This window comes from Pseudomonas triticicola (genome assembly GCF_019145375.1).
Taxonomy (GTDB): Bacteria; Pseudomonadota; Gammaproteobacteria; order Pseudomonadales; family Pseudomonadaceae; genus Aquipseudomonas; species Aquipseudomonas triticicola.
The window spans coordinates 4,563,005-4,589,024 of sequence record NZ_JAHSTX010000001.1 but is presented as its reverse complement, the minus strand read 5'-3'; the positions used below and the strand labels follow the sequence as shown (position 1 = coordinate 4,589,024).

The window sequence follows — 26,020 nt, the reverse complement described above, 5'->3', positions numbered from 1 at the left end:
CACAAAATTCAGACAGCCATTTGGTCACTCGCGGCCGGTGCCTGTGGCGCCGGTGGCAGCGAACCCATTTCCCGCTGGGTCTGCTCGTTCCACGCCTGCACACGGTCATTCAGATCAGCGATGGCGCGCGGCCCACTGCCTTCGGCATACATCGGTTCGCCGATGACCACGGTGATCACTCCGGCCTGTTTGCCCCAGCCGATTTTTGGCCAGAATTTGCCGGCATTGTGTGCAATCGGCAGCACCGGAAGCGCCGCATTCACAGCCAATGCGCTGCCACTGCGGGAGAACTTCCCAACGGTGCCGTACGGGACTCGTGTCCCTTCTGGAAAGATCAGCACCCAGACGTTGTCCTTGAGCAGCTCGTCCCCTTTGGCCGCGACCTGTTTGAGCGCGGCTTTCGGGTTGTCGCGATCGATGGCGATCGGGCGCAGCATGGCCATGGCCCAGCCGAAGAACGGCACGTAAAGTAATTCGCGCTTGAGCACTTGGCTCAATGGCGAGAAATAAGCGGAGAGAAAGAACGTCTCCCATGTGCTCTGGTGGTTCGATTGAATCACGCAGGGCCGGTCCGGCACGTTTTCCGCGCCCTTGATTTCGTAGCGGATGCCGAGGAAAACCTTGGTCAGCCACAGGGCGCAACGGCACCAGTAAACGTTGATGAAACGATAGCGCGCCTTGAAGGACAGAAACGGCGCGATGAAAAAGCTCAGGCTGCACCACAGCAACGCTGTTGTGCCCAGCAGCAGGTAGAAAAGAAAGATTCTGAAGGCCCGCAGTATCGACATGGCGACGGTTACCGTTACGGGGCAATGCCCGACTGTTCAAGCGCACTCCCGAGCAATCCCTGGCCAGGAAATTCAGAAGTACTCTAGTTGTGGATAAGTTCTGCGGCAATCGCCGCCAGATCGTCAAAAATCAGAGTGCCAACCGGCAGGGTTTTGCCCTGAGTCTTTTCGCCTTTCCCGGTCTTCACCAAAACTGGCTGTGAATCGACGGCTTTGGCGGCCTCCAGGTCACCAAGGCTGTCGCCGACGAACCAGACGTTGGTCAACGGCACCGTGTAATGCTCGGCAATGGTTTTCAGCATTCCCGGTTTCGGTTTGCGGCAATCGCAGCCTTCGTCCGGGCCATGCGGGCAATACACGATCAAACCGACTTCGCCGCCCTGCTCCGCGACGAGCTCGCGCAGGCGCGCGTGCATGGCCTCGAGGGTGGCGAGGTCGTAGTAGCCGCGAGCAATGCCCGACTGGTTGGTGGCCACCGCCACCGTCCAGCCGGCCTTGCTCAACTGCGCGATCGCTTCGATCGAGCCGGGCAGCGGAATCCACTCCTCCACCGACTTGATGTAGGCATCGGAGTCGTAATTGATCACGCCGTCACGATCGAGAATCAGCAGTTTCAACAGCAATCCCTCAACCCAGCAGCGAAATGTCGGCAACACCGAGGAACAAGCCACGCAGACGCGCCAGCAGCGCATAACGGTTGGCCCGCACATTGGCATCGTCGGCATTGACCATCACCGCGTCGAAGAACGCGTCGACCGGCTCGCGCAGTGCCGCCAGGCGTGCCAGCGATTCGTTGTACTGACGCGCCGCGGCCATTGGCTGCACCGCTTGATCCGCTTGCTGGATTGCCGAATACAGCGAGAACTCGTTGGCGTTGTCGAAATACTTGGCCTCGACCACGGTCGGTACCGAGCCTTCGACTTTGCTCAACAGGTTCGACACACGCTTGTTCACCGCCGCCAGTGCTGCCGCTTCCGGCAGTTTGCGGAAGGCCTGCACAGCCTGCACACGCTGGTCGAAGTCCAGCGCCGAACCCGGCTTCAGCGCCCGTACCGACAGGTAAGTGGCGACGTCGACGCCTTCGTCTTCATAACGCGCACGCAGACGGTCGAAGATGAATTCCAGCACGGCTTCGTTGAGGCCGGCAGCCTTGACCTTGCCGCCGAATGCATTCACCGCGAAAGCCACGGCGTCGTTCAGGTCCAGATCCAGTTGTTTCTCGATCAGGATACGCAGCACACCCAGCGCCGCACGGCGCAAGGCATACGGGTCTTTGCTGCCGGTTGGCAGCATGCCGATACCGAAGATGCCGACCAGAGTGTCGAGCTTGTCGGCGATCGCCACGGCTGCACCGGTCAGGGTCGCCGGCAATTCAGCACCGGCACCGCGTGGCATGTACTGCTCGTTCAAGGCCAGCGCGACGTCCTGCGGCTCGCCGTCATTGAGGGCGTAGTAGTAACCGGCGACGCCTTGCATCTCCGGGAACTCGCCAACCATTTCGGTGGCCAGGTCGCACTTCGACAGCAGGCCCGCACGGGCAGCCCACGAGGCGTTGCCGCCGATGCGTGCGGCGATGTACGCGGCCAGTTTCGATACGCGCTCGGCCTTGTCGTAGACGCTGCCGAGTTTTTCCTGGAATACCACGTTCTGCAGGCGCAGGTTGAAGTCTTCGAGTTTCTGCTTCTTGTCCTGCTTGAAGAAGAACTCGGCGTCGGTCAGGCGTGGGCGCACCACTTTCTCGTTACCGGCGATGATCTGCTGCGGGTCTTTGCTTTCGATGTTGGCCACGGTAATGAAACGTGGCAGCAACTTGCCGTCGGCATCCAGCAGGCAGAAGTACTTCTGGTTGTCCTGCATGGTGGTGATCAGCGCTTCCTGCGGCACGTCGAGGAAGCGTTCCTCGAACGAGCACACCAGCGGCACCGGCCATTCGACCAGCGCGGTCACTTCGTCGAGCAGCGCCGGCGGTACGATCGCCGTGCCTTCCTGACGGGTAGCCAACTCTTCGGTGCGCTTGCTGATGATCTCGCGACGCTCGTTGGCATCGGCCAATACGTAAGCGGCACGCAGGTCGGCGAGGTAGCTCGACGGCGAACCGATGCGTACGGCTTGCGGATGGTGGAAACGGTGACCACGGGATTCACGGCCAGCCTTCTGCGCGAGGATCGTGCAGTCGATGACCTGATCACCGAGCAGCATCACCAGCCACTGGGTCGGACGCACGAATTCTTCCTTGCGCGCACCCCAACGCATGCGTTTCGGAATCGGCAGGTCGTTCAGCGAATCTTCGACGATGGTCGGCAGCAGGCTCGCAGTCGGCTTGCCGGCGATGTTCTGGCTGTAGCGCAGTTTCGGACCGCTCTGGTCGATTTCGCTCAGCTCGACGCCGCACTTCTTGGCGAAACCGAGGGCGGCCTGAGTCGGATTGCCGTCAGCGTCGAACGCGGCCTGACGTGGCGGGCCATCGAGGTTGATGCTGCGATCCGGCTGCTGAGTGGCCAGCGCTGTGATCAGCACAGCCAGACGACGCGGCGCGGCATACACGGTTTTGCTTTCGTAGTTCAGGCCGGCGGCTTGCAGGCCCTTGTCGATACCGGCGAGGAACGCGTCAGCCAAAGTGTTCAGGGCTTTGGGTGGCAGTTCTTCGGTGCCCAGTTCAACCAGAAAATCTTGCGCACTCATTGTGCAGCCTCCAGCTTGGCCAGTACTTCGTCACGCAGGTCCGGGGTCGCCATCGGGAAGCCCAGCTTGGCGCGTGCCAGCAGGTAGGCTTGCGCAACGGAACGCGCCAGGGTGCGTACGCGCAGAATGTATTGCTGACGCGCGGTCACCGAGATCGCCCGGCGCGCATCCAGCAGGTTGAAGGTGTGCGACGCCTTCAGCACCATTTCGTAGCTTGGCAACGGCAGCGGCTGGTCGAGTTCGATCAGGCGCTTGGCTTCGCTTTCATAGAAGTCGAACAGCTCGAACAGTTTGTCGACGTTGGCGTGTTCGAAGTTGTAGGTGGACTGCTCCACTTCGTTCTGGTGGAACACATCGCCGTAGGTGACTTTGCCGAACGGGCCGTCAGCCCAGACCAGGTCGTAGACCGAATCGACGCCTTGCAGGTACATCGCCAGACGCTCGAGACCGTAGGTGATCTCGCCGGTCACCGGGTAGCACTCGATGCCGCCCGCTTGCTGGAAGTAGGTGAACTGGGTGACTTCCATGCCGTTGAGCCAGACTTCCCAGCCCAGACCCCAGGCGCCGAGGGTCGGCGATTCCCAGTTGTCTTCGACGAAGCGGATGTCGTGCACCAGCGGGTCGAGGCCGACATGCTTGAGCGAGCCCAGGTACAGCTCCTGGAAGTTGTCCGGGTTCGGCTTCAGGACTACCTGGAACTGATAGTAGTGCTGCAGACGGTTCGGGTTTTCGCCGTAACGGCCGTCAGTCGGACGGCGGCTTGGCTGAACGTACGCGGCGTTCCAGGTTTCCGGGCCGATGGCGCGCAGGAAGGTCGCGGTGTGGAAAGTGCCGGCGCCTACTTCCATATCGTAGGGCTGAAGTACCACACAACCTTGCTCGGCCCAGTATTGCTGGAGCGCGAGGATCAAGTCTTGGAAGGTACGCACGGCTGGCGTAGGCTGGCTCACGAAATTCACCTGTTTCTTGGGCTGCGATTTAAAGAGCGGGAGTATACCCGATTCGTTGCTGCGCACGCCCCCTGGAGCCTTATGCCACGCTGCTTTTGGTGTACCGAAGATCCGCTGTACATGGCTTATCACGATCAGGAGTGGGGCACGCCGCTGCGCGATGCGCAGGGTTTGTTCGAGTTGCTTTTGCTCGAAGGGTTCCAGGCCGGACTGTCGTGGATCACCGTGTTGCGCAAACGTGAGCGCTATCGCGAGGTGCTGTTCGGCTTTGACGTGCAGCGCGTGGCGCAGATGAGCGATGCCGAAATCGACGAACTCATGCTCGACCCGGGCATCATCCGCAATCGCCTGAAACTCAACGCCGCCCGGCGCAACGCCCAGGCGTGGCTGGCGCTGGAGGATCCGGTGGCATTTCTATGGTCGTTTGTTGGCGAGCAACCGATCATCAATCATTTCAAGGATCGCAGCGAAGTTCCGGCGATCACCCCCGAAGCGCTGGCGATGAGCAAGGCGCTAAAGAAAGCCGGCTTCACCTTCGTCGGTCCGACCATTTGCTACGCGCTGATGCAGGCCTCGGGCATGGTCATGGACCACACCCAGGATTGCGACCGCTACGCGCAGCTCGCCAACGCCGGTTAGAATGCCCGGCTCGCGCACAGCACAAAGATCAGGAGTGACCTGTGGAAAAGTTTAAAGGCGCCTTGCTGGTAGGCGCTCTGCGGCTGTTTGCCCTGCTGCCATGGCGGGCCGTGCAGGCCGTGGGTTCGGCGATCGGCTGGATCATGTGGAAAACCCCAAACCGTTCCCGCGACGTGGTGCGGATCAACCTCGCCAAGTGTTTTCCCCAGATGGATGCGGCCGAACGTGAGCGTCTGGTCGGGCAGAGTCTGAAAGACATCGGCAAGTCGCTGACCGAAAGCGCCTGCGCGTGGATCTGGCCGGCGCAGCGCTCGATCGATCTGGTTCGCGAAGTCGAAGGCCTCGATGTGTTGAAAGACGCGCTGGCCTCGGGCAAAGGCGTGGTCGGCATCACCAGCCACCTCGGCAACTGGGAAGTGCTCAACCACTTCTATTGCAGCCAGTGCAAACCGATCATTTTCTACCGTCCGCCGAAGCTCAAGGCAGTGGATGAATTGCTGCGCAAACAGCGTGTGCAGCTGGGCAACAAGGTCGCGGCGTCGACCAAGGAAGGCATTCTCAGCGTCATCAAGGAAGTGCGCAAGGGCGGTGCCGTGGGCATCCCCGCCGACCCGGAACCGGCCGAATCCGCCGGGATTTTCGTGCCGTTCTTTGCCACTCAGGCACTGACCAGCAAATTCGTGCCGAACATGCTGGCCGGCGGCAAAGCGGTCGGTGTGTTCCTGCATGCCCTGCGCCTGCCTGACGGCTCGGGCTACAAAGTGATCCTCGAAGCCGCGCCAGAAGCCATGTACAGCACCGATACCGCCGAGTCCTGCGCGGCGATGAGCAAAGTGGTCGAGCGTTACGTCGCGGCGTATCCGAGCCAGTACATGTGGAGCATGAAACGCTTCAAGAAGCGTCCGCCGGGCGAGGCGCGCTGGTACTGAACAACATCGCTTGGGGGACGGTCAGTGCAGACGGCCTCGCCTTGCGCTATCGATAGCTCAAGACGCCTGCCGCTCGAGCTTCTTCAGGAACACCGTCATCTCCTTTTCGGCCTGTTTGTCACCGTGGGCGCGGGCCGCTTCCAGGCCTTGTTCCCAGGCCTGACGCGCAGCGGCGTGATCGCCTAGCGCCAGCTGCGCCTTGCCCAGCAGTTTCCACGCTGCCGAGTATTTCGGATCGAAAGCGACACAACGCTGAAAATGCTCGGCAGCCTTGGCGTTTTCACCCAAGTCCAGATAACCCTTGCCCAGACCGAAGCGCAACAGAGCGTTATCCACACCCTTGGCGAGCATTTTTTCCAGGGATTCGAGCATTTTATTCAACCTCGTTTGAGTGATCGTTCCCACGCTCTGCGTGGGAATGCCTCAATGGACGCTTTGCGTCCGCTTATGGGACGCAGAGCGTCCCGGGCTGCGTTCCCACGCGGAGCGTGGGAACGATCAACCTCAGAAAAAGCTCAACCCCACATGGAACAGCTTCTCCACATCGCGAATATGCTTTTTATCCACAAGGAACAGAATCACGTGGTCGCCCGCTTCGATCACCGTGTCGTCGTGGGCGATGATCACTTTCTCGTTGCGGATCACCGCGCCGATGGTGGTGCCGGGCGGCAGGCCGATCTTCTCGATCGGCTTGCCGATGACCTTGCTCGATTTCGCATCACCGTGGGCAATCGCCTCGATCGCTTCCGCCGCGCCGCGCCGCAGTGAGTGCACGCTGACGATATCGCCGCGGCGCACATGGGCGAGCAAGGTGCCGATGGTCGCCAGTTGCGGGCTGATGGCGATATCGATGTCGCCGCCCTGGATCAGATCGACGTAGGCCGGGTTGTTGATGATCGTCATGACCTTCTTCGCCCCCAGCCGTTTGGCCAGCAGCGACGACATGATGTTGGCTTCGTCATCGTTGGTCAGGGCGAGGAAGATATCGGCGTCGGCGATGTTCTCTTCCAGCAGCAGATCGCGGTCCGAGGCGCTGCCCTGCAACACTACGGTGCTGTCGAGGGTGTCGGAGAGGTAGCGGCAACGCGCCGGGCTCATCTCGATGATCTTCACCTGATAACGGCTTTCGATGGCCTCGGCCAGACGCTCGCCGATCTGCCCGCCGCCGGCGATGACAATGCGTTTGTAGGTTTCGTCGAGGCGGCGCATTTCGCTCATCACCGCGCGAATGTCCTCGCGAGCGGCGATGAAAAACACCTCGTCATCGGCCTCGATCACCGTGTCGCCCTGGGGCAGGATCGGCCGGTCACGGCGGAAGATCGCCGCCACGCGGGTTTCGACGTTCGGCATGTGCTCGCGCAACTGGCGCAGTTGCTGGCCCACCAGCGGCCCGCCGTAGTAGGCGCGCACCGCTACCAGTTGCGCCGCGCCTTCGGCGAAGTCGATCACCTGCAACGCGCCGGGGTGCTGGATCAGGCGCTTGATGTAATTGGTCACGACCTGCTCGGGACTGATCAGCACGTCGACCGGAATCGCTTCGTTCTGGAACAGCTGTTCCTCGCGATTGAGGTACGACGCTTCGCGCACCCGGGCGATTTTGGTCGGCGTGTGGAACAGCGTGTGGGCGACCTGGCAGGCGACCATGTTGGTTTCGTCGCTGTTGGTCACGGCGACCAGCATGTCGGCGTCGTCGGCACCGGCCTGACGCAGCACCGACGGCAGCGAGCCCCGGCCCTGCACGGTGCGGATGTCGAGGCGGTCGCCGAGGTCGCGCAGGCGCTCGCCATCGGTGTCGACCACAGTGATGTCGTTGGCCTCGCTGGCCAGATGTTCGGCCAGCGAACCGCCGACCTGTCCCGCACCGAGGATGATGATTTTCATCCAGTCACTCCATGAATCCGTTTAGCCGCGCGCGGCGGCGATCTTGATCAGCTTGGCGTAGTAGAAGCCGTCATGCCCGCCCTGCTGGGCCAGCAACTGGCGACCATGGGGCTGCTTGATGCCGGCCGCGGTGGCCAGATCGAGTTCCCGCGCGCCGGGCGTGCGTTCGAGAAACGCAGCGATGACTTCGGTGTTCTCGGTCGGCAGCGTCGAGCAGGTGGCGTAGAGCAGGATGCCGCCGACCTCGAGGGCTTTCCACATCGCATCAAGCAGTTCGCCTTGCAGTTGCGCGAGCGCGACGATGTCGTCGGGCTGGCGGGTCAGCTTGATGTCCGGATGGCGGCGGATCACGCCGGTGGCCGAGCATGGCGCATCGAGGAGGATGCGCTGGAACGGTTTGCCGTCCCACCATTTGTCGATATCGCGACCGTCGGCAGCGATCAGTTCAGCGTCGAGGCCGAGGCGCTCGAGGTTTTCCTTCACCCGCACCAGACGCTTGGCTTCCAGATCCACCGCCACCACGCCGGCCAGCGCCGGCTCGGCTTCGAGGATGTGGCAGGTCTTGCCGCCGGGGGCGCAGCAGGCGTCGAGCACCCGCTGCCCCGGCGCCAGATCAAGCAGGTCGGCAGCCAGTTGCGCGGCTTCGTCCTGCACGCTGATCCAGCCTTCGGCGAAACCCGGCAGGCTGCGCACGTCGGCAGCGGCTTCGAGGACGATGCCGTCGCGGCTGTAAACGCACGGCGTCGCGGCGATCCCGGCTTCGCCCAGCAGCGCGAGATAAGCATCGCGACTGTGATGGCGACGGTTGACCCGCAGGATCATCGGCGGATGCGCGTTATTCGCTGCGCAGATGGCTTCCCACTGCTCGGGCCAAAATGCCTTCAGGGATTTTTGCAGCCAGCGCGGGTGAGCCGTGCGCACCACCGGGTCGCGTTCCAGTTCGGCGAAGATCGTCTCGCTTTCGCGCTGGGCATTGCGCAGCACGGCGTTGAGCAGACCTTTGGCCCAAGGCTTTTTCAGCTTGTCTGCGCAGCCGACGGTTTCGCCGATCGCGGCATGGGCCGGTACGCGGGTGTAGAGCAGTTGATACAGACCAACCAGCAGCAACGCCTCGACATCAGCGTCGGCGGATTTAAACGGTTTCTGCAGCAGTTTTTCCGCCAATGCCGCCAGGCGTGGCTGCCAGCGTGCGGTGCCGAAGGCCAGGTCCTGAGTGAAACCGCGATCGCGATCCTCGACCTTGTCCAGTTGCGTCGGCAGGGAGCTGTTCAGCGAAGCCTTGCCGCTGAGTACGGCAGCGAGGGCCTTGGCGGCGGCCAGACGCGGATTCATTGCGCTTCCACCGCAGCGCTGAGCATGCTGCCGACGGCGAATTTCTCGCGGCGGCTGTTGAACAGGTCGCTGAAGTTCAGCGCCTTGCCGCCGGGCAATTGCAGGCGGGTCAGGCACAGCGCTTGTGCACCGCAGGCGACAATCAGGCCGTCCTTGCTGGCGCTGAGGATTTCACCCGGAGCGCCAGTGCCTTCGGCCACGGTCGCGGCCAGCACTTTCAACGCTTCGCCATTGAGCGTGCTGTGGGTAATGGGCCATGGGTTGAAGGCGCGGACCAGACGTTCCAGCTCCACCGCCGGACGGCTCCAGTCGATGCGTGCTTCGTCTTTGTTCAGTTTGTGTGCGTAGGTGGCGAGTTCGTCATTCTGCACCTCACCTTGCAGGGTGCCGGCAGCCAGACCGGCAATCGCCTGCACCACAGCGGGCGGACCCATCTCGGCGAGGCGATCATGCAGGGTGCCGCCAGTGTCTTCAGCGCTGATCGGGGTGACGACTTTGAGCAGCATCGGCCCGGTGTCGAGGCCGGCTTCCATGCGCATCACGGTCACACCGCTTTCGGCATCGCCGTGTTCGACCGCGCGCTGGATCGGCGCCGCACCGCGCCAGCGTGGCAGCAGCGATGCATGGCTGTTGATGCAACCCAGACGCGGAATATCCAGCACCGCTTGCGGCAGGATCAAACCGTAGGCGACCACCACCATCAAATCCGGCTTCAGCGCGGCCAGCTCCGCCTGAGCGTCGGCATTGCGCAAGGTCGGCGGCTGCAATACCTGGATATTATTTTCCAGGGCCAGTTGTTTGACCGGGCTCGGCATCAGTTTTTGCCCACGGCCGGCCGGGCGATCCGGCTGGGTGTAGACCGCGACGATCTCGTACGGGCTGCTCAGCAGGGCCTTGAGGTGTTCGGCGGCGAATTCCGGGGTACCGGCAAAAACAATGCGCAGTGGCTCAGTCATGAAAGGCGTCTCATAAAAAGAAAAAGGCTTGCCGCAGCAAGCCTTTGAAGAGGGGCATCAAGCGTTCTGGCGGTGCAGCTTTTCCAGCTTCTTCTTGATCCGGTCGCGTTTGAGCGTGGACAGGTAATCGACGAACAATTTGCCGTTGAGGTGGTCGCATTCGTGCTGGATGCACACCGCGAGCAGACCTTCGGCGATCAGCTCATAAGGCTTGCCGTCGCGGTCCAGCGCCTTGATTTTGACCTTCTGCGGGCGGTCGACGTTTTCGTAGAAGCCCGGTACCGAGAGGCAGCCTTCCTGGTACTGGTCCATCTCGTCGGTCAGCGGTTCGAACTCGGGGTTGATGAACACCCGTGGCTCGGTACGGTCTTCGGACAGGTCCATCACGACGATACGTTTGTGCACGTTGACCTGGGTCGCGGCGAGGCCGATGCCCGGCGCTTCATACATTGTTTCAAACATGTCGTCGACCAACTGACGCACTTCGTCGTCCACTACAGCCACTGGTTTGGCGATAGTGCGCAGACGCGGGTCCGGAAATTCGAGGATGTTTAAAATGGCCATAGGCTTCGATTACTGCACACGTTGAGTAAAGTCGGGTCGATGGCCTGGCGGGTCCGAAGATGCAGGCTACCGTTGTGAAGCGTAGCTTCTGAAAAACAGAAGCGAGCCACGGGGGCTCTGACGATTCACGCGAATGCACATGATAAAGGGATTCACTGCATGAGGAAAACACTACTCGCCCTGCTGCTTCTGGCTTCGGCCGGCGCCGCGCAAGGGCAAGTGCAACTCAGGGATGGTTTTCCACAGCAATACACGGTGGTTTCCGGGGACACGCTCTGGGATATCTCCGGCAAATACCTGCGCGAGCCCTGGCAGTGGCCACAACTGTGGCGGGCCAACCCGCATATCGAAAACCCCAACCTGATCTATCCCGGCGACACGCTGACCCTCAGCTACGTCAACGGCCAGCCGCAACTGACCGTCCAGCGTGGCGAGTCGCGCGGCACCATCAAACTTTCGCCACGAATTCGCACCAGCCCGGTGGCCGAGGCGATTCCGAGCATTCCGCTGAAATCGATCAACAGCTTTCTGCTGAGCAACCGCATCGTCGACAAGGCCGAAGACTTCGACAAGGCGCCGTACATCGTCGCCGGCGATGCCGAACGGGTGCTCAGCGGTACCGGTGATCGCATTTTCGCCCGCGGCCATTTCGATCCGGAGCAACCGGTCTACGGCATCTTCCGCCAGGGCAAGGTCTACACCGACCCGCAGACCAAGGAGTTTCTCGGCATCAACGCCGACGATATCGGCGGCGGCGAGATTGTTGCCACCGAGGGCGACGTCGCCACCCTGGCCCTGCAGCGCACCACTCAGGAGGTACGGCTCGGTGACCGGTTGTTCGGCGGTGAAGAACGTTCGATCAATTCGACGTTCATGCCCAGCGCGCCGAAGCGTTCCATCGACGGCGTGATCATCGACGTGCCGCGCGGCGTAACGCAGATCGGTGTGATGGATGTGGTCACCCTGAACAAGGGCAAACGCGACGGTCTGGCCGAGGGGAACGTACTTGCGGTGATGAAAACCGGCGAAACCGTGCGTGACCGGATCACCGGCCAGCCGCTGAAGATTCCCGACGAACGTGCCGGCCTGCTGATGGTGTTCCGCACCTACGACAAGCTCAGTTACGGCTTGGTGCTCAACGCGTCTCGCTCGCTGGCGGTGCTCGACAAGGTGCGAAATCCGTAAGCTTGCTTAACAAGTTACCAACAGAGTTATCCACAGCTTGTTCCGAATGGTTCGGAGCATCGAACGATCAAGGATGATCCATTCATGTTGTCTGTCAGTACGGCCATTTCCCCGGCGGAACTGGAGGCGCGTCTGCGTCTGCACCGCATGCCGGATATCGGCCCCAAGCGTTTTGCCAAACTGCTCGAAGCCTTCGGCTCGGCATCGAAAGCCATCAGTGCGCCGGCCAGTGCCTGGCGCTCGCTGGGGTTGCCGGCGGCGTGTGCCGAGGCACGGCGTTGTCCGACGGTGCGCGACGGCGCCAGCCACGCAATGCGCTGGCTAGAGCGTCCCGATCAACATTTGCTGATGTGGGATCAAGCGGATTATCCAGCGTTGCTGGCACAAATTGCCGATCCGCCGCCGCTGTTATTCGTCGCGGGCGATCCGTCGATTCTGGAAAAACCGCAATTGGCAATGGTTGGCAGCCGCCGCGCTTCGCGTCCGGGTATGGACACGGCGGCGGCGTTTTCCCGCAGTCTGGCCGGGGCCGGTTTTGTCATCAACAGTGGTCTGGCGCTGGGCATCGATGCCGCTGCCCACCAGGCTGCTCTCGATGTTGGCGGCTTGACCGTGGGTGTGCTCGGCACGGGGCTGGAAAATTTTTATCCACAACGCAATAAACGCCTGGCCGAGGCGATGATTGCCTCGGGCAGCGCGGTGCTTTCCGAGTTTCCGCTGGACGCCGGGCCGAGCCCGAGCAACTTCCCCCGGCGCAACCGCATCATCAGCGGGTTGTCCCTCGGCGTGCTGGTGGTCGAGGCCAGCGTTGCCAGCGGTTCGTTGATCACCGCGCGGCTGGCAGCCGAACAGGGCCGCGAGGTTTATGCCATTCCGGGCTCGATCCATCACCCCGGCGCGCGCGGTTGTCACCAGTTGATTCGCGACGGGGCGGTGTTGGTGGAGACTATCGAACATATCCTCGAAGCGCTGCGCGGCTGGCAGCAGCCACTGTTATCCACGGCGGCGGCGAAGGCCGAACACCCGTTGCTGGCGCTGCTGCACGCGGCGCCGCACACCAGCGAGGCCTTGGCCGCGAGTTGTGGCTGGGCGTTGCCGAAAGTGCTGGCAACGTTGACCGAGCTGGAAATCGAAGGCCGTGCGGTATGCGAAAACGGTCGCTGGCTGGCGCGGTCGAGCTAGGTTTTACGAGGAAGATCGGTAAACTGCGCGAAACCTGTTTGTGGAGAGTTTTTTCATGGTCAACAGTTGGCGTGTGCAACAAGCCGCGCGTGAAGTTCGCGCCGGCGCGGTGATTGCCTATCCAACCGAAGCCGTCTGGGGGCTGGGTTGCGACCCGTGGAATGAAGACGCGGTGGACCGCTTGCTGGCGATCAAGAATCGCTCGGTGAGCAAAGGGCTGATCCTGGTCGCCGACAACATCCGCCAGTTCGATTTCCTGTTCGAGGACTTCCCGCAGGACTGGATCGACCGCATGGCCAGTACCTGGCCGGGTCCGAACACCTGGCTGGTGCCGCACCAGAACCTGTTGCCGGAATGGGTCACAGGCGTGCATGACACCGTGGCGCTGCGGGTCAGCGATCACCCGCAGGTGCGCGACCTGTGCTCGCTGGTCGGGCCATTGATTTCCACATCGGCCAACCCCCAGGGGCGACCGCCGGCGCGCACGCGTTTGCGCATCGAGCAGTATTTCCGTGGTCAGGTCGATCTCGTGCTGGGCGGCAGCCTTGGCGGGCGCAAGAATCCCAGCGTGATCCGCGACCTCGCCACCGGTAACGTCGTTCGTCCTGACTGACGCCATTCTTTTTATTTTTTTGCGGACTCCTCGGCGCCATCGACGAGGAGTTCTGTGCATGCCCGCAGTTTATTCCCGCATTTGTTAAAACTTGGCCGTTGCCATTGTTCTTTCATGCGTCAGACGAATCTTTGAGTCTGAAATATCTGTAAGTTTTCCCACGTGATTATCAGAACGCGTGTAGTGGCGAGATTTTCAAAAGCAACCATTCTTCAGTGTGCTTGAAGCAACTTCGAAATGTTAATGGCTGCGGAGAAGTAATGGATATTACGGATTTACACCTCAAGGATTATCTGCAGGGCTTTCAGGAAACACTCAAGAATCAACAGGCCGAGTATCGTGTGGCCATTCTTGAGGCGGGGTCGGATGCCGGGGAATTTGAACGCTTCATCAATCGGCAGTTTCGCCTGCGATTGCAGCATTACATGCTCACCTCCAGAGCCCGTGCACTGGAGACCCGATTGGCGATTACCTCACGCAGTACGCACTTTTTGCTCTACCAGCGTGACCAACTCATTGCGGTGCTGCGGGCAACCCCGGCGCCCTTCGAATGGGCCTCACTCGCCCAGCATCATGTGTCTCCCACTGTGGCATTGGCGCGCCATGTCGAGTTCAGCCGTCTGATCACCCATTCCCAGCAGCACCGGCCGGTGTCGGTCAATGGTCTGCTTGCTACCGCTGCGGAATGGGCGATTGATCGCGGATATCAGGGTGTGACGGCCTTGTGCAGATCGCCACAGCGGCAACTGTATCAGCGTTTCGGCCTGACACCGATCGCTTCACAGGCAATGCATATCGAGCAACGTGCCCGTGGCGATTATTGGCTGTTGTCTGCCGAATGGCGGCAAATCCTGATGGCCCTGGATCAGCCTGTGAACATGAACGCGCATCAGCCGGAGTATCGTGATGTTTTTAACCGTCAGTATTGATCCGCCAGTGATTGAAGAGTGGGCAGAGAAATGGCTTGTATACGAGTCGAAGAAGTTGCGCAGGAAGTTTGCCGGTCGTAGACCAGCGGCGAAGAAACTTCACCGCAAGATGTACTTGATATAGCTGCAAGATACTCGGCGAACTCATGGACGAGTTCGCCGAGTATCAACTTGAGGCGTTATGGCAGCAGAATGGTGGAACCGGTCGTGCGCCGTGCCGACAGTTCGGTTTGTGCTTTCGCCGCATCCGCCAATGCATGGCGCTGGCTGATGTCGACCTTCAGTTTGCCGCTGATGATCATCTCGAACAGCTCGTCGGCCATGCGTTGCAGGTTCTCGGCGTTGTTGGCGTAGGTCGCCAGCGTAGGCCGGGTGACGTAGAGCGAACCCTTTGCGGCGAGAATGCCCAGATTGACGCCGTCGACTGCGCCCGAAGCATTGCCGAAACTCACCACCAGGCCACGTGGTGCCACGCTGTCCAGAGACGTGAGCCAAGTGTCCTTGCCGACGCCGTCATACACCACCGGGACTTTCTTGCCGTCAGTCAGTGCCATCACGCGCTCGGCAACGTTTTCATGGCTGTAGTCAATGGTCGCCCAGGCGCCGTTGGCTTTCGCCAGCTCGGCTTTCTCCTTCGAGCTGACGGTGCCGATCAGCTTCACGCCCAGCGCTTTGGCCCATTGGCAGGCCAGCGAGCCGACGCCACCGGCTGCGGCATGGAACAGAATGGTTTCGCCGCCCTGCAGTTGGTAGGTCTGGCGCAGCAGGTATTGCACGGTCAGGCCCTTGAGCATGACCCCGGCGGCGGTTTCGAAACTGATTTCATCGGGCAGGTGCACCAGATTGTCCTGCGGCAGCACATGCAGCTGGCTGTAGGCGCCGAGCGGGCCGCTGCCGTATGCCACGCGATCGCCGACCTTGAACCGGGTGACTTCGCTGCCCACCGCTTCGACCGTGCCGGCGCCTTCCGAACCCAGGCCGGACGGCAACGCGGGTGGCGCATAGAGGCCGCTGCGGTAATAGGTGTCGATGAAGTTCAGGCCGATCGCCTGGTTGGCCACGCGCACCTGATTCGGCCCGGGCGCAGCGGGTTCGTAGTCAACATATTCGAGCACTTCGGGACCGCCGTGGGCGCGGAACTGGATACGCTTTGCCATCTGCCTGCTCTCCTTGGGTCGTTGCTAAGCCCTCTATCCAACTCTCCTGCTTGATCTTCGTCAACTGCGGCGCGCCGGTCTGCGATGGTATGCTACGCGCCCATTTGCGCCGCCCGCCTGCCGGGGCGCCGCCCGATTCAAGGTGAAGCCATGACGACCCGCACCGACGCCGTAAAGGCCTATCTGCTCGATCTGCAAGACCGCATCTGCGCTGCACTGGAAACCGAAGACGGCGGCAAATGCTTCGTCGAAGACGCCTGGACCCGGCCGGCGGGCGGTGGCGGGCGCACCCGCGTGCTGGAAAACGGCATGCTGATCGAAAAGGGCGGGGTCAACTTTTCCCACGTGTTCGGCAGCGGCCTGCCGCCCTCGGCCAGTGCCCATCGGCCAGAACTGGCCGGGCGCGGTTTCGAGGCGCTCGGCGTGTCGCTGGTCATTCACCCGCACAACCCGCATGTGCCGACCTCCCACGCCAACGTGCGCTTTTTCATCGCTGAAAAAGAAGGCGAAGAACCGGTCTGGTGGTTCGGCGGCGGTTTCGACCTGACCCCGTATTACGGCGTTGAGGAAGATTGCATTCACTGGCACCGCGTCGCCGAGCAAGCCTGTGCGCCGTTTGGTGCGGACGTCTATCCGCGCTACAAGGCCTGGTGCGACACCTACTTCCACATCAAGCATCGCCATGAGCCGCGCGGCATTGGCGGTCTGTTCTTCGATGATCTGAACGAGTGGGATTTCGACACCAGTTTCGCCTTCATGCGCGCCATCGGCGATGCCTACATCGAGGCCTACTTGCCGATCGTACAGCGACGCAAGAACGACGCCTTCACTGCACAGCAGCGCGAATTCCAGGAATTCCGCCGAGGCCGCTACGTCGAATTCAACCTGGTTTACGACCGTGGCACGCTGTTCGGTCTGCAATCGGGTGGCCGTACCGAATCGATTCTGATGTCGCTGCCGCCGCAAGTGCGCTGGGGTTATGACTGGAAGGCCGAACCTGGCAGCGCAGAAGCGCGTCTGACCGAGTATTTCCTGCAGGATCGCGACTGGCTGGCCGAGGCCTGAGGACGGGTGATGGATCGTTACGTTGTTTTCGGTAATCCGATTGGCCACAGCAAGTCGCCGATGATTCACCAGTTGTTCGCCGAACAGACCGGCCAGCGTCTTGATTACACTACGCTGCTCGCGCCGCTGGATGATTTTGCCGGCTGCGCCACGGCGTTCTTTCGCGAAGGCCGCGGCGCCAACGTGACAGTGCCGTTCAAGGAAGACGCCTACCGTCTGGCCAACAGCCTGACCGCCCGCGCGCAGCGCGCCGGTGCGGTGAACACCTTGAGCAAACTGGACGACGGTTCACTGCTCGGCGACAACACCGATGGCGCAGGCCTGGTCCGCGATCTGACGGTGAATGCCGGGTTCAGCCTGACCGGCAAGCGCATCCTTTTGCTCGGCGCCGGCGGCGCAGTGCGCGGTGCGCTGGAGCCGTTGCTGGCGGAGAAACCGGCCTCGGTGATCATCGCCAATCGCACGGTGGACAAGGCTGAGCTGCTGGCGGAATTGTTCGGCGATCTGGGGCCGGTGTCGGCCAGTGGTTTCGACTGGCTGCGCGAGCCGGTGGACGTGATCATCAACGCCACCTCCGCGAGCCTGACCGGTGACGTGCCGCCGATTGCGCCAAGCCTGATCGAGCCGGGCCAGACCCTGTGCTACGACATGATGTACGGCAAGGAACCGACCGCGTTCTGCCGCTGGGCCACTGAGCACGGCGCGGCGCTGGCGATGGACGGTCTGGGCATGCTCGCCGAACAGGCGGCCGAGGCGTTCCTGCTGTGGCGCGGCGTACGCCCGGATACCGCGCCGGTACTCGCCGAGCTGCGCCGCCAGCTAGCCCTTTAAGCTTTGCTCCCACATTGAAATACGATCAATGTGGGAGCGAGACTGTTCGCGAATCGCATCACCACCAATATCAGCTCAATCCTCAAACCTGATCGGGCACTTCTCCGCCCCCTCCAGCTTCCTCAGTTCCTCCACCACTGGCGGCCGCGCCCGGCGCAAGGTCAGGCTGCGACCCTGCCCCAGCAGCCGTCGCGCTTCCTGATGCAGCATCTCTACCCCTGAATAATCGATGAAGTTGATCTGCTGCGCCTCGATCACCACCCGCGCGCCATGCAGGCGTTGCAGGCGCACTTGCAGGTAATGGCTGGCGCCGAAAAAGATCGAACCGCCCACACGCAGCACATCGTCGTCACCGTCGCGCCAATGCTGCACCCGTGGTTGCGAGGTGCGCTTGAGGTAGAAAAACAGCGACGCCAGCACCCCGGCGTAGATCGCCGTCTGCAATTCCAGCAGCAGAGTCGCAAGGCAGGTCAGGGCCATCACCACGAACTCGGCGCGGCTGACTCGCAGCAAAGCGCGAATGCCCCGGTGATCGACCAGACCCCAGGCAATCAACAGGATGCTGCCGGCCATGGCCGGGATCGGAATATGCGCGATCAGCCCCGCGCCGAACACCGCGAACAGCGCCACCCAGATTGCCGAGAACACTCCGGCCAGTGGCGAGCAGGCACCCGCTTCATAACTCAATCCCGAGCGGGTAAACGATCCGGCGGACAGCGACCCGGAAAAGAACGCACCGACGATATTCGACAGACCCTGTGCGCGAACTTCCTGATTGGCGTCGAGCAACTGTTGCGAGCGCGCCGATATCGAACGGGCGATCGAGAGACTGGTGACCAGCCCGAGCATGCCCACCGCCACCGCGCTTGGCAGCAGGCGCAGGATCAACTCCAGATCCAGCGGCAAGGCGCTTAGCGGCGGCAAGCGCCCGACGAAAGCGCTGACCAGATGCACATGGCCGAACATCGCCGGCCAGATCCACACCAGCAGGCTGGCCAGCACCAGCGTGATCAACAGCGTCGGCCAGCGCGGCAGAAGTTTTTTCAGGGCCACGCCGACGATCACTGTGGCGACGCCGAGCATCAGCGAAGGCTTATCCACAGCCACCAGATGTCGCAGCAGGTCCATCAGGCTGGCGAGCGCCGTGGTGTTGGCCGGCAACTCCAGCCCGAGCAGATTGGGCAATTGCCCGATGGCGATCACCACGGCGGCACCGAGGGTGAAGCCGAGCACTACCGAATGCGAAACGAAATTCACCAGTGCGCCGAAGCGCAGCAAACCGAGCAACCACTGGAAAATCCCGGCGAGAAACGTCAGCAGCAGGATCAGAGTGATGTAATCCTCGGAAGCCGGCACCGCGAGCGGGCTGACGCTGGCGTACAGCACGATGGAAATCGCCGCCGTCGGGCCGCAGATCAGATGCCATGACGAACCCCACAGGCACGCGATCAATACCGGGATGATCGCCGCATAGAGTCCGTATTCCGGTGGCAGCCCGGCAATCAGTGCGTAGGCAATCGACTGGGGCAAGGCGAGAATTGCACCGCTGAGGCCGACGATCAGGTCCCGCCCGACGCTGGCACGGGTTTGCCGTGGCAACCAGTTCAGGAAAGGAAACAGTGAATGGCGGCTGGGTAAGGCCATGGGTCCTCGCGGTTGGGGTTTTGTTCAAGGTTATCAGGGTGTCAGAGAAAGGGCCCTCATCGGAACGCCGCCCGCCTGGCCCTCTCCCTGAGGGAGAGGGGACTGACCGAGCTGTTTGTTGAAGATTCACCGACCTGCGATTTCGGCGTTGAACGCAAGTCTTGATCCAACAGCGATCGGCTCCCTTTCCCCCTCGCCCCCTTGGGGGAGAGGGCTGGGGTGAGGGGGCAAAAATCTCCAGCCGAACGCTATTCCAGCAACCCTGAGATCAAAGTTTGGCTTTCACCGCCACCAACGCATCCTTGCCATCCACGGTCTTCACCCCATCCAGCCACTTGTCCAGCACCGCCGGATTCGCCTTGATCCACGCCTTCGCCGCTTCGGCATTGCTGATCTTCTTGTTCACCACCTCGGCCATGATGCTGTTCTCCATGTCCTGGGTAAACGCAAGATTGGTCAGCAACTTGCCTACATTCGGGCAGGCCTCGGCGTAGCCCTTACGGGTCAGGGTGAAGACGTTGCCAGTGTCGCCGAAGTATTTTTCGCCGCCCTTCAGATAGCGCATTTTCAGCTGCACGTTCATCGGGTGTGGCGTCCAGCCGAGGAAGGTGACGAATTTCTGTTTCTTCACCGCCCGCGACACTTCGGCGAGCATCGCCTGTTCGCTGGACTCGATCAGCTTCCACTGGCCCATGTTGAAGTCATTCTTCTTGATGATCTCCTGCAACGAAATGTTCGCTGGCGCGCCTGATCCGATGCCGTAGATCTTCTTGTCGAACTTGTCGGCGAATTTGTTCAGGTCGGCAAAATCATGCACACCCGCCTCCCAGACATAGTCGGGGACGGCGAGGGTGAATTCGGTGCCTTCGAGGTTTTTGGCCAATTGCGTCACATCACCGGTGGCGACGAACTTGTCATAGAAGCCCTGCTGCGCCGGCATCCAGTTGCCGAGGAACACGTCCACCTGGCCATCCTTCAAGCCGCCGAAGGTGATCGGCACCGCGAGGGTGTCGACCTTGGCCTTGTAGCCCATGCCGTCCAGCAGAAATCCGGTGATGGCATTGGTTGCGGCGATGTCGCTCCAGCCCGGATCGGCCATCTTCACGGTTTCGCAACTTTGCTCGGCGAAGGCCGAGGTGCTGCTCAATGCGATCAGGCCAACGGTGACAGCTGTGGATAACTTGCGCATGGACTTCCCCTTAACGTTATTGGTTTTGGCAGGGTTGTGGATAACGGGCCTTGCGCTCCAGATCATCAAGGTCGATGTGGTTGCGCATGTACTGCTGACTGGCATCGACCAGCGGCTGGTGGTCCCAGCTCTTCAGCTTGCCGATGGTTAACGCATCGGCGACGAAACGGCGTCGGCGCTGGCTGGCCAGTACGTCCCGGTGGATCGCCGGAATGTCCCACTTGGCCCGCGCTTCAGCGAGAAAATCGTCGAACAGCTGACGATGTTGCGGCGATTGGCTCAGTTCCTCTTCTTCGCGCGGATCGTTATCCACATCGAAGAGTAGGCACGGGTCGCTTTCGCTGTAGATAAATTTGTAGGCGCCGCGGCGAATCATCATCAGCGGGCTGACAGTGCCTTCGGCCATGTATTCGCCGAACACCTCGTCATGCCCGCCCTGCCCTTGCAGGTGCGGCAGCAAGGAACGGCCGTCCAGTGGCAAGCCCGGCTCAAGCGTGCCACCGGCCAGATCCACGAACGTCGGCAGCAAGTCTGCGGTGGAAACTGCGGCGCTGACCCGGCCCGCCTCGAATTGTCCCGGTGCGCTGATCAGCAGCGGCACTCGCGCGGCCATCTCGAACCAGTGCATTTTGTACCAGAGGCCCTTCTCGCCGAGCATGTCGCCATGGTCACCGGAGAAGACGATGACGGTGTTGTCGATCAGCCCGGTTTCTTCAAGGGTTTGCAGCAGTTTGCCGACATTGGCGTCGATATAGCTGCAAGCGCCGAAATAGGCGCGACGGGCATCGCGGATTTTATCCACAGGCAGCGGCTTGTCCCACAGGTCGTAAACCTTGAGCAGACGTTGCGAGTGCGGATCGAGTTCGTCCTGGTTCAAGGCTGTAGGCATGGGAATATCAGCATCGTCATACAGATCCCAGAAAGCCTTGGGAATCGTGTACGGATCGTGCGGGTGGGTCATCGACACAGTCAGGCAGAATGGCTGGTCGCCGTCCTCGCGGATGTGATCGAACAGATATTGCTGCGCCTTGAACACCACCTCTTCGTCGAAATCCAGCTGATTGGTGCGTACGCACGGCCCGGCTTGCAGCACCGAAGACATATTGTGATACCAGCTCGGCCGTACGTCCGGCTCGTCCCAGTTCACCGCCCAACCGTAATCGGCCGGGTAGATGTCGCTGGTCAGGCGTTCTTCATAACCGTGCAACTGGTCCGGCCCGCAGAAATGCATCTTGCCCGACAGCGCGGTGCGGTAGCCGAGACGCCGTAGGTAATGCGCGTAAGTCGGAATGTCGGCGGGGAAATCAGCGGCGTTGTCGTAGGCGCCGATCTTGCTCGGCAACTGGCCACTGACCAGGGTGAAGCGCGACGGCGCGCACAGCGGGCTGTTGCAGTAAGCAGCATCGAACACCACGCCCTGGGCGGCGAGGAGGGACAGATTCGGCAGTTTGATCGGCGATGGGCCGTAGAACGGCAACATTGGCGCGGCCATTTGATCGGCCATGATGAAAAGAATGTTCTTGCGCTTCATGTGATCGCGGCATTCCATGTTGAATATTTATGCGAGAGTGCTGCGATTGAGCATGGATTCCATGCCTGTTCCGGTAAAGCCCGCGCCGGACAATGACTAGGATAAGTACACCTTATGTATGACGCCCTCGGTGACCTCTCCCTCGATCTGCTGCGCGCTTTTGAAGCGGCGGCCCGCCATCGCAGTTTTACCGCTGCTGCGGTGGAGCTTGGCACCACGCAGCCGGCGATCAGCCAGCAAATGAAACGTCTGGAAGAGCAGCTCGGTACGCGGCTGTTCGATCGGATTTACCGGGGTATCGAGTTGACAGAGGTTGGCGCCCTGCTGTTCGAGCAAGTTACCCTCGGTTTGCAGAATATCGACGCAGGATTGAGCGCAATCAGCACTCAGCAGCAACATGAAGTGCTGCAAGTGGCCACGGATTTCGCTTTCGCCGCTTATTGGCTGATGCCGCGCCTGCATCGCTTCCATGAGGCCAATCCGCATATCGATGTCAGCCTGGTCACCAGCGAGCGCAACCACAACATGCTGCGCACCGACATCGACGTGGCGATCCTGTTTGGCGATGGTCGATTCAAGCAGGGCGAGAGCCACTGGCTGTTCAGCGAAGAGGTGTTCCCAGTGTGCAGTCCGCTGCTGCTCAAGGAGCGTTCATTGCCGTTGCCCGCGCAGGCACTGCTGGAATTTCCGCTGTTGCATCTGCGTGGGGAAAACAGCAGCAACTGGTTCGACTGGAGTGGCTTGTTTCGTCAGTTGGGCCTGACTACACCGCCAGCGCCGGGGCAATTGCGCTTTGATAATTACACCTTGCTGATTCAAGCGGCGATTGGCGGACAAGGCGTGGCGATCGGATGGCGGCACCTTGTGGATAACTTGCTGGTGCAGGGTTTGCTGTGCCGGCCGCTGGCGCAAACCACGCTGTCGCGGCTGGGGTATTACGTGGTGTTGCCGCAGCGCAAACGTCGGGGTGCGTTGATTCAGGAATTTGTTGATTGGTTAATGGCGGAACAGGCGAGCAGTGCCGAATCGCTTAACGGTCTGGCCCTGCCCTCGATTGCGGTGTGAAGAGCAAAAGGTCGTCGATCGCGGCCCGAGCCTTCGGACGATCTTTTACGAATCAGAAGCCGCCACAAAATTCACATGCTGCCCCACATGCAGATTCAACCGCAGCTCATCGGCGATGCCCACCGCCACGCGGTTCAATCGCTCCAGCGGTTCGGCCAGTCCCGGTTCGAGATTGCCGCCGACCTGACTGAAGTGCTCGATGGTCAACCCGGCCACGCCATGCGGCGCATTGACCAAGGTCCAGCGCAGTGAGCTGCTTTGTACCGCCTCGAGGATTTCTTCGGCAGCGTGACGTTGCAGACGCTCGTCATTGTCAGGCTCGTCGAGCACACCGAAGTTGCAGACCAGAAACAGGCGCGGCACGCTGGCCAGTTGCAAACCTTCGACCAGCGCGTCGACTGCCAGCACTTGTTCCACCGGCCCCAGCGTCACCGAGCGCTCAACGTGGTCGCTGCTGAACGGCAACCCCGGAGCGTCCAGCAGGCAGATCACCGCTGAACTGCCGGCGACGCTCTGATTGACCCGCTCGGCATCGAACAGATCGCCGGTCTTGGTGCGCAACCCCGGACGCGGCGCGAGTGCGGTGAGATCGTCGAGAATGGCGATGACTTCATGTTGGCGACGCAGCAATTCAGCCATCAATGCACCGCCCAGGCTGGCCATGGCACCATAAAGCACCACTTTGACCACTGGGGTCTCGGCATTTTTCATGGCTGTTTTCCTTATAGTTGTCCTATATGACCTGTGACGGTGGAAACAGCCAAGGGTTCGAACCGATTGAGAGACGACACGATGCAAGGGATCAAGGGCTATCACGCCCATGTCTATTTCGACGCGCAAACCATCGACCAGGCGCGGGCCTTGTGCGAACAGGCCGCGCAGTTGTTTGCGCTGAAAATGGGCCGCGTGCACGAACGCCCGGTGGGGCCCCATCCCGACTGGAGCTGCCAACTGGCTTTCGGTCCCGAGCTGATTGGCGAGGTGCTGCCATGGCTGGCGCTCAACCGCAAAGGCCTGGTGGTGTTCCTGCATCCGGAGACGGGCGATGACTTGCGCGACCACACCGAACACGCGATCTGGATGGGCGCGGTGCGACCGCTGGATCTGTCGATTTTTTAACCAGTTACTTGCGCTGGACTGATAGCGGATGTGTCCAGACTGCCAGCCAGCGCTGACTGTCCGTTTATCCGCATCGCTACCAACCCCGTATTCATTGGCTGTCGTTGCATCCGACCGCCGGTTGACCATTCATTCATCGCTTTCGCGCCCGAAAGGTAGCTGAAAGCTTCCCCGATTAGGATCGCCCCACTCCCGGCAACAGACCGGTTGGCCCAAGCCCTGTGTTTTTTCCGCAGGCCCGGCCCAATTAACAACAACAATGGTGATTCTGATGTCTTCTGCAACCCGCCGTTTCTCCCCTTTCCTGCTGGTCACTCCGTCCGTACGCCTCGCGCCTGCCGTTCTGCGCTGATCCCGCCCGATCCGCTCATTCCATTAGCCGCGCTACGCCTGGAGTATTCCCATGCTGACTTTCCTTGGCTTCGCCATGGTCATCACGTTCATGTTCCTGATCATGACCAAGCGCCTGTCCGCGCTGATCGCCCTGATCATCATCCCGATCCTGTTCGCCCTGTTCGGTGGTTTCGCGCCGAAGATCGGCCCGATGATGCTTGAAGGCATCACCAAACTGGCGCCGACCGGCGTGATGTTGATGTTCGCCATTCTGTATTTCGCCCTGATGATCGACTCCGGCCTGTTCGACCCGGCCGTGCGCAAGATCCTCAAACTGGTCAAGGGCGACCCGTTGAAAGTTTCGGTCGGTACCGCCGTTCTGGCGCTCGTCGTTTCCCTCGATGGTGACGGCGCGACCACTTACATGATCTGTGTGGCCGCGATGCTGCCGCTGTACAGCCGCATCGGCATGAGCCCGCGGATCATGGCCGGTCTGATCATCCTCGCCGGTGGCGTGATGAACATGACCCCATGGGGCGGCCCGACCGCCCGCGCGGCGAGTGCCCTGCATGTCGACCCGTCGGACATTTTCGTACCGATGATCCCGGCCATGGCCGCCGGTGTCTTGGCGATCCTGGTGATTGCCTACTTCTACGGCAAGCGTGAACGCGCCCGCCTCGGTGAACTGCACTTGGTCGGCGACGAGATCGATCACAGCGAAATCAGCGTCTCGCAATTCCCCGACGCACGCCGTCCGAAGCTGATCTGGTTCAACGCCGCACTGACTTTCGGCCTGATGTGCACGCTGATCGGCGGCCTGTTGCCGCTGCCGGTGCTGTTCATGGTGGCGTTCAGTATCGCCATGATCGTCAACTACCCATGCCTGCAAATGCAGAAAGATCGTGTCGCCGCGCATTCCGGCAGCGTGCTGGCAGTGGTCGGGCTGATCTTTGCGGCGGGTATCTTCACCGGTATCCTGTCGGGCACCGGCATGGTCGATGCGATGTCGAAGAGCCTGTTGGCGGTGATTCCGGATTTCCTCGGCCCGTACCTGGCGGTGATCACGGCGCTGGTGAGCATGCCGTTCACTTTCTTCATGTCCAACGACGCGTTCTATTACGGTGTATTGCCGGTGCTGACCGAAGCGGCCAGCCACTATGGGATCACTGCGGTGGAAATGGCCCGTGCCTCGATCGTCGGCCAGCCCGTCCACTTGCTGAGCCCGTTGGTGCCGTCGACCTATCTGTTGGTGGCGCTGGCCGGCATCGATTTCGGTGATCACCAGCGTTTCACCCTGAAATGGGCGATCCTGGTGTGCATCTGCATTCTGATTGCTGCACTGCTGTTGGGGACTTTCCCGATGTTCAGCACTCTATAAGCCCAAGACTCACCGTTACGGGTCCGGCTTCGCGGTTTGAAGCCCGGACCTTTTTCGGTTCAACAATTGCTCAAAGGA

General features: G+C 61.2%; 25 protein-coding genes. 11 read left to right on the top strand and 14 right to left on the bottom strand.

Going from position 1 to position 26,020, the window contains the following annotated elements; genetic code table 11:
- Nucleotides 1-8 precede the first annotated feature (8 nt).
- The 4 genes from KVG85_RS20200 to glyQ form a co-directional block, all read right to left on the bottom strand.
- Nucleotides 9-788: a lysophospholipid acyltransferase family protein gene (locus KVG85_RS20200; protein ID WP_217864777.1), complete on the bottom strand. Its 780-nt coding sequence runs from the start codon at nucleotides 786-788 to the stop codon at nucleotides 9-11.
- Between the two features lie 83 nt (nucleotides 789-871).
- Nucleotides 872-1,411 (bottom strand): D-glycero-beta-D-manno-heptose 1,7-bisphosphate 7-phosphatase, encoded by a 540-nt coding sequence (gmhB, locus tag KVG85_RS20195; RefSeq protein WP_164488352.1) that lies wholly within the window; start codon nucleotides 1,409-1,411, stop codon nucleotides 872-874.
- Nucleotides 1,412-1,415: 4 nt separating this feature from the next.
- Nucleotides 1,416-3,470, bottom strand: coding sequence for a glycine--tRNA ligase subunit beta (gene glyS / locus KVG85_RS20190; protein ID WP_217864776.1), 2,055 nt, complete (start codon nucleotides 3,468-3,470; stop codon nucleotides 1,416-1,418).
- Nucleotides 3,467-4,420: a glycine--tRNA ligase subunit alpha gene (gene glyQ, locus KVG85_RS20185; RefSeq protein WP_003187265.1), complete on the bottom strand. Its 954-nt coding sequence runs from the start codon at nucleotides 4,418-4,420 to the stop codon at nucleotides 3,467-3,469. The genes glyS and glyQ overlap by 4 nt, the downstream gene beginning before the upstream one ends.
- An 81-nt stretch (nucleotides 4,421-4,501) precedes the next feature.
- Here glyQ and KVG85_RS20180 point away from each other — a divergent pair, with 81 nt between their 5' ends.
- A complete protein-coding gene (locus tag KVG85_RS20180) occupies nucleotides 4,502-5,059 on the top strand; it encodes a DNA-3-methyladenine glycosylase I (RefSeq protein WP_217864775.1) in 558 nt (185 codons plus the stop codon).
- 41 nt (nucleotides 5,060-5,100) lie between these two features.
- Entirely contained in the window at nucleotides 5,101-5,988 is an 888-nt protein-coding gene (locus KVG85_RS20175) for a lysophospholipid acyltransferase (protein ID WP_024014955.1), read from the top strand.
- 57 nt (nucleotides 5,989-6,045) lie between these two features.
- Here KVG85_RS20175 and KVG85_RS20170 read toward each other — a convergent pair whose 3' ends face one another.
- The 5 genes from KVG85_RS20170 to def all read right to left on the bottom strand — a co-directional run bounded on the left by KVG85_RS20170 (nucleotide 6,046) and on the right by def (nucleotide 10,721).
- Entirely contained in the window at nucleotides 6,046-6,360 is a 315-nt protein-coding gene (locus KVG85_RS20170; protein ID WP_217864774.1) for a tetratricopeptide repeat protein, read from the bottom strand.
- A gap of 132 nt (nucleotides 6,361-6,492) precedes the next feature.
- Nucleotides 6,493-7,869, bottom strand: coding sequence for a Trk system potassium transporter TrkA (trkA, locus tag KVG85_RS20165; RefSeq protein WP_016772381.1), 1,377 nt, complete (start codon nucleotides 7,867-7,869; stop codon nucleotides 6,493-6,495).
- 21 nt (nucleotides 7,870-7,890) lie between these two features.
- Complete coding sequence (rsmB, locus tag KVG85_RS20160; protein ID WP_217864773.1) at nucleotides 7,891-9,201, bottom strand: 16S rRNA (cytosine(967)-C(5))-methyltransferase RsmB; 1,311 nt, start codon at nucleotides 9,199-9,201, stop codon at nucleotides 7,891-7,893.
- A complete protein-coding gene (gene fmt / locus KVG85_RS20155) occupies nucleotides 9,198-10,157 on the bottom strand; it encodes a methionyl-tRNA formyltransferase (protein WP_217864772.1) in 960 nt (319 codons plus the stop codon). The genes rsmB and fmt overlap by 4 nt, the downstream gene beginning before the upstream one ends.
- A gap of 57 nt (nucleotides 10,158-10,214) precedes the next feature.
- Nucleotides 10,215-10,721, bottom strand: a complete 507-nt coding sequence (gene def / locus KVG85_RS20150) for a peptide deformylase (protein WP_016772378.1) — start codon at nucleotides 10,719-10,721, stop codon at nucleotides 10,215-10,217.
- A gap of 159 nt (nucleotides 10,722-10,880) precedes the next feature.
- Here def and KVG85_RS20145 point away from each other — a divergent pair, with 159 nt between their 5' ends.
- The 4 genes from KVG85_RS20145 (at nucleotide 10,881) to KVG85_RS20130 (ending at nucleotide 14,630) form a co-directional block, all read left to right on the top strand.
- Nucleotides 10,881-11,906 carry a LysM peptidoglycan-binding domain-containing protein gene (locus KVG85_RS20145; protein ID WP_217864771.1) on the top strand — a complete coding sequence of 342 codons (1,026 nt, stop codon included), beginning with the start codon at nucleotides 10,881-10,883 and terminating at the stop codon, nucleotides 11,904-11,906.
- A gap of 84 nt (nucleotides 11,907-11,990) precedes the next feature.
- Nucleotides 11,991-13,088 carry a DNA-processing protein DprA gene (dprA, locus tag KVG85_RS20140; protein ID WP_217864770.1) on the top strand — a complete coding sequence of 366 codons (1,098 nt, stop codon included), beginning with the start codon at nucleotides 11,991-11,993 and terminating at the stop codon, nucleotides 13,086-13,088.
- A gap of 55 nt (nucleotides 13,089-13,143) precedes the next feature.
- Nucleotides 13,144-13,701 (top strand): L-threonylcarbamoyladenylate synthase type 1 TsaC, encoded by a 558-nt coding sequence (gene tsaC, locus KVG85_RS20135; protein WP_039757175.1) that lies wholly within the window; start codon nucleotides 13,144-13,146, stop codon nucleotides 13,699-13,701.
- Between the two features lie 221 nt (nucleotides 13,702-13,922).
- On the top strand, nucleotides 13,923-14,630 hold the full coding sequence (locus KVG85_RS20130; protein ID WP_225926696.1) for a GNAT family N-acetyltransferase: 708 nt from the start codon (nucleotides 13,923-13,925) through the stop codon (nucleotides 14,628-14,630).
- 179 nt (nucleotides 14,631-14,809) lie between these two features.
- Here KVG85_RS20130 and KVG85_RS20125 read toward each other — a convergent pair whose 3' ends face one another.
- Nucleotides 14,810-15,787: a quinone oxidoreductase family protein gene (locus tag KVG85_RS20125; RefSeq protein WP_217864769.1), complete on the bottom strand. Its 978-nt coding sequence runs from the start codon at nucleotides 15,785-15,787 to the stop codon at nucleotides 14,810-14,812.
- A gap of 150 nt (nucleotides 15,788-15,937) precedes the next feature.
- Here KVG85_RS20125 and hemF point away from each other — a divergent pair, with 150 nt between their 5' ends.
- Nucleotides 15,938-16,852, top strand: coding sequence for an oxygen-dependent coproporphyrinogen oxidase (hemF, locus tag KVG85_RS20120; RefSeq protein WP_217864768.1), 915 nt, complete (start codon nucleotides 15,938-15,940; stop codon nucleotides 16,850-16,852).
- A 9-nt stretch (nucleotides 16,853-16,861) separates the two neighbouring features.
- Nucleotides 16,862-17,683 (top strand): shikimate dehydrogenase, encoded by an 822-nt coding sequence (gene aroE / locus KVG85_RS20115; RefSeq protein ID WP_217864767.1) that lies wholly within the window; start codon nucleotides 16,862-16,864, stop codon nucleotides 17,681-17,683.
- A gap of 75 nt (nucleotides 17,684-17,758) precedes the next feature.
- On the opposite strand, the gene KVG85_RS20110 is transcribed toward aroE, so the two are convergent.
- The 3 genes from KVG85_RS20110 to betC form a co-directional block, all read right to left on the bottom strand.
- Nucleotides 17,759-19,327 (bottom strand): SulP family inorganic anion transporter, encoded by a 1,569-nt coding sequence (locus KVG85_RS20110; RefSeq protein ID WP_217864766.1) that lies wholly within the window; start codon nucleotides 19,325-19,327, stop codon nucleotides 17,759-17,761.
- Nucleotides 19,328-19,595: 268 nt separating this feature from the next.
- Nucleotides 19,596-20,516 (bottom strand): choline ABC transporter substrate-binding protein, encoded by a 921-nt coding sequence (gene choX / locus KVG85_RS20105; RefSeq protein ID WP_076564769.1) that lies wholly within the window; start codon nucleotides 20,514-20,516, stop codon nucleotides 19,596-19,598.
- 16 nt (nucleotides 20,517-20,532) lie between these two features.
- Nucleotides 20,533-22,047, bottom strand: coding sequence for a choline-sulfatase (betC, locus tag KVG85_RS20100; protein ID WP_217864765.1), 1,515 nt, complete (start codon nucleotides 22,045-22,047; stop codon nucleotides 20,533-20,535).
- Nucleotides 22,048-22,161: 114 nt separating this feature from the next.
- Between betC and KVG85_RS20095 the strand changes: the two genes are divergently transcribed.
- A complete protein-coding gene (locus KVG85_RS20095; RefSeq protein WP_122603554.1) occupies nucleotides 22,162-23,112 on the top strand; it encodes a choline sulfate utilization transcriptional regulator in 951 nt (316 codons plus the stop codon).
- Between the two features lie 45 nt (nucleotides 23,113-23,157).
- Here the strand turns inward: KVG85_RS20095 and KVG85_RS20090 are convergent, their stop codons facing one another.
- The gene (locus KVG85_RS20090; RefSeq protein ID WP_217864764.1) at nucleotides 23,158-23,823 is read right to left on the bottom strand and encodes an NAD(P)-dependent oxidoreductase; all 666 of its coding nucleotides are present in this window, start codon (nucleotides 23,821-23,823) and stop codon (nucleotides 23,158-23,160) included.
- Between the two features lie 81 nt (nucleotides 23,824-23,904).
- On the opposite strand from KVG85_RS20090, the gene KVG85_RS20085 reads away from it, so the two are divergent.
- Both KVG85_RS20085 and KVG85_RS20080 read left to right on the top strand, forming a co-directional pair.
- Nucleotides 23,905-24,231, top strand: a complete 327-nt coding sequence (locus KVG85_RS20085) for a DOPA 4,5-dioxygenase family protein (RefSeq protein ID WP_217864763.1) — start codon at nucleotides 23,905-23,907, stop codon at nucleotides 24,229-24,231.
- Between the two features lie 403 nt (nucleotides 24,232-24,634).
- Nucleotides 24,635-25,942 carry a CitMHS family transporter gene (locus KVG85_RS20080; RefSeq protein WP_016772365.1) on the top strand — a complete coding sequence of 436 codons (1,308 nt, stop codon included), beginning with the start codon at nucleotides 24,635-24,637 and terminating at the stop codon, nucleotides 25,940-25,942.
- Nucleotides 25,943-26,020: the final 78 nt, after the last annotated feature.